A 3,480-nucleotide genomic window follows, 5' to 3' on the forward strand; every position below is an offset into this window, starting at 1 on the left:
AGAAAGTCACCGATCCTACCAACACTCAAGCAACAATCCTCATTTACGACGAGGTGAATCGCTTGGAAGAGCGCACCTTACCCAATGGCATCAAAACCGTTTACACCTACAAAGAAAACACCGACTTTATCGAGAAGATCGTTCACTATGCACCCGATGGAGTCACGGTGATGTCATCGGTGGAATACATTCGCTCTGACAGTGGAGAACCGACGAAGATAACGCGAGAAGATGGTTCTTATGTGGAGTTGAAATACGACGAGTCTTTGCGCTTGGAAAAAGAAACCTATTACGATGCCAATGGGGTGCAAGAAGAGGAAATCATTTATACCTATGATGAGATGGGAAATCGGAAAACAGTATCGGGAGGAGAAGCACAAGGAAGTTACGATTACGAGAACATTCATCAGTTAACGCAAATCGATACGGGTGAGGGATTGGAGACTTATTATTACGATGATGGGGGACGATTGGAAACGATAACGAGAGAGGGGAAAACGTGGCAATTACGCTACAATGCGAACGATTTGATTGTGGAGGTGAAGAAGGGAGAGAATATCGTGGTGCAGTATGCTTATGATAGTGCGGGTCGTCGGGTGGAAATGACGGATGGAACGGGAGAAAAGGATTATGTGGTGGCTCCGTTGATGGGAGAAGGATTGGAGTCGCCGCATTTGGTCATGGATGGGTCTAACGATCCATTAGCTGCTTATGTTTATGCCGGAAATATGCCGTTGATGCGTTTGGATGAGCAAGGCAATCCGACTTATTATTTAGAGGATGGCATGGGTTCGATTGTCGGTTTAGCGAACAATTCTGGGGTTGAGGTGGCTGAGTTTGAGTATGATAGTTTTGGTAATTTACGGAATAATCCAGTAGGAATGCCAAATGAGTTAGGGGGGGATTTCCGTTTCCAAGGTCAGTGGTTGGAGTCGAATACGGATTTCTATCATTTCCGAGCAAGGTATTATGACCCGGAGACGGGAAGGTTTGTCAGTCGCGATCCAATTGATGTGATTGAATACGAGCCTGAGAGTAGCAATCCCTATCAGTTTGTTTATAATAATCCTCATATTTATAGCGATCCTACGGGGTTGTTTACATTAGCTGAATTAAATACAAGTATGAAAATGCAAGATATTTTGAATGGTGTTAAAAGTCAGCTTCTCGACGAAGCAAAAGATTACTTTGTAGATAAAGCACAAGGAGTTGCAGGAGATTTAATTCAAAGTGCAATGCAAAGATTTATGCCTATTTATCAGCCTAGAATTACAAGTGCAATCAATGTCGATGACTATATGGGAACTGGAGATATATTTGGTAGTATCGGTTGGGCAAAAGATGCACTTTGCTCTGTTTTAGGAGGTTTAGGTTTTGTTGATTATCTTTGGTTAGAACCCAAAATAGATACATTTGATGGTACTGCACATACCTCTGGTTATAATTGTGGTATTGATGATGATGAGGAAAAAGATCGATTGAGTAATGGCTCAGTCAGATTTCCATTACGTGGAACCACTGCAAAACCAGATTATATTATTTCAGCCTATCCACCTAACAGACGTAACCTTAGATACAAAGATTTATTGATTGGTGATTTCAAGTATTCTGTGACAAATCTACATACAGATTATGTTCGAGGTGGTAATGAACAACAATGGTCAGCTATCCATAAGCGTGCAAATTATCTCAGCAATTTTCAGTACATTCCAATGACCTTTTTTATGACTTTAAGACCTGCATCTAGTATGGCACAATACGAAGCACTGAAAAAAGAAGCAACAGATAAAGGAGTTATAATGTTTATCTATTCTTTCCAATCTTTTCGCCCAAGGAGACCGGGAGTAAAAATTCCGTAAACATATATTAGATTCTGCTCAACTTCAAATCAAGAAACAATGAATTATTCAGATCAAAGAAAAGCATTTTTTTTTAATCAGATCGTCGAAATTGGAAATGTTGAGAAAGTCAAAGAAATGATCTCTAATGGAGTAAATGTAAATCAAAGAGATTGTGATTTATTGGGTTCTCTGGAAATCGCAGTCAGATATGGCCATATTGAAATTGTTGAACTTCTACTAAAACATGGAGCAACAATAGATAAGCGATATAGTATTGAGCTTGACATTGCGACTCAAAAAGGACATCTAGAAATTGTCAAGTTATTGATCGAAGCTGGAGCAAATATGAACGTATCTTACCAAGATGAAAATCCGCCAATAGTAAGAGCTATTAATAATGCAGATCGAAGACTCTTTGATTATTTAGCTCCTTTAACAAATCCCGAACTGTGCGAAAGTGCAAAAGGAGGAGCTTTATTTAATGCTGCAGCAACAGGAAATATTCATATCTTCAAATTTTTGCAGAAAATTGGTATCGTTCTAAATGCCCGAGATTATGAAGGAAAAACGGCTCTTATGCTGGCAGCTATTTTTGGCCAATCTCAAGTTGTCAAAACTTTATTGAGTTTGGGATTCAAAATTTCAACTAGAGACGAATATGGTAGAACAGCACTAATGTTGTCTACACGTTATCGTACTTCTGGAGAAGCTGGAAAACCAATAGCTCTCAAATCAAGTTTAGAAATTGTCCGTATTTTATTTGATGCTGGTGCAGATATCCATGCAAAAGATTTTGAAGGAAAAAGCCCTATTATTTATGCTACTCAATTTGGTCTTCCTGAAATAGTTGAGTTACTGCTTGAACTTGGAGCATCTGTTCAAGATAAAGATATTGAGAATCATAATGTTTTAGACTATGCTAAAAATCGTAGCATTTTACTCAGGGATCATCTCATTTCTGATAATAGATCTCTCCATCAAAAGCTAATTCAAATATTGCTTGATGCAGGAGCAACGGAAGAATGATTCTTGCAAACAAACACAAAATAAATAAAAGAAAATCTCAATTCGGGATTGGAAACGCGACGGGTCTATTCCCTCAACGGAAACACCCTCCATGAAGTCGTCACCGATTGGAACTTTGAAACCGGACAACTTTTAAGCATCACAGACCCCACCGGAACCACCACTTACCATTATGACCCCGATACGGGAGCATTTACGGGAATAGACTATCCCAACAATAGCAGCATTCGCTATCAACGGGATATATTGGGACGAGTAGAAAAAGTGACCGTCAAACCCGATCGCGATGGAGCAACGGAATACGTCACCGAATACGAATACGATGCCAATGGTAACATCGAGAAAGTCACCGACCCCAACAGTCAAGCAACAGTGATGATTTACGATGCAGTGAATCGCCTTGAAGAGCGGACATTACCCAATGGAATTAAAACCGCTTACACCTACAAAGAAAACACCGACTTTATCGAAAAGATAGCGCATTATGCCCCCGATGGAGTCACAATTATGTCATCGGTAGAATACATCCGCTCTGACAGTGGCGAACCGACGAAGATAACGCGAGAAGATGGTTCTTATGTGGAGTTGAAATATGATGACTCTTTACGCTTGG

At 39.9% G+C, this 3,480-nt stretch carries 2 protein-coding genes and 1 pseudogene; all 3 read left to right on the forward strand.

What is annotated here, in order from left to right:
• The coding region (locus tag JUI58_RS02845; protein WP_204102234.1) for an RHS repeat-associated core domain-containing protein at positions 1-1,859 on the forward strand (1,859 nt) is incomplete at its 5' end.
• A 39-nt stretch (positions 1,860-1,898) separates the two neighbouring features.
• A complete protein-coding gene (locus JUI58_RS02850; RefSeq protein ID WP_204102235.1) occupies positions 1,899-2,867 on the forward strand; it encodes an ankyrin repeat domain-containing protein in 969 nt (322 codons plus the stop codon).
• A 48-nt stretch (positions 2,868-2,915) separates the two neighbouring features.
• Positions 2,916-3,480: pseudogene (locus tag JUI58_RS02855) on the forward strand (RHS repeat protein); the annotation flags it as partial.

Source organism: Spirulina sp. CCY15215, assembly GCF_016888125.1.
Taxonomy (GTDB): Bacteria; Cyanobacteriota; Cyanobacteriia; order Cyanobacteriales; family Spirulinaceae; genus CCY15215.

Bases quoted from the DNA above. Each gene is read 5' to 3' on its own strand.
- JUI58_RS02850 (WP_204102235.1), top strand. From the start codon at position 1,899: ATGAATTATTCAGATCAAAGAAAAGCATTTTTTTTTAATCAGATCGTC.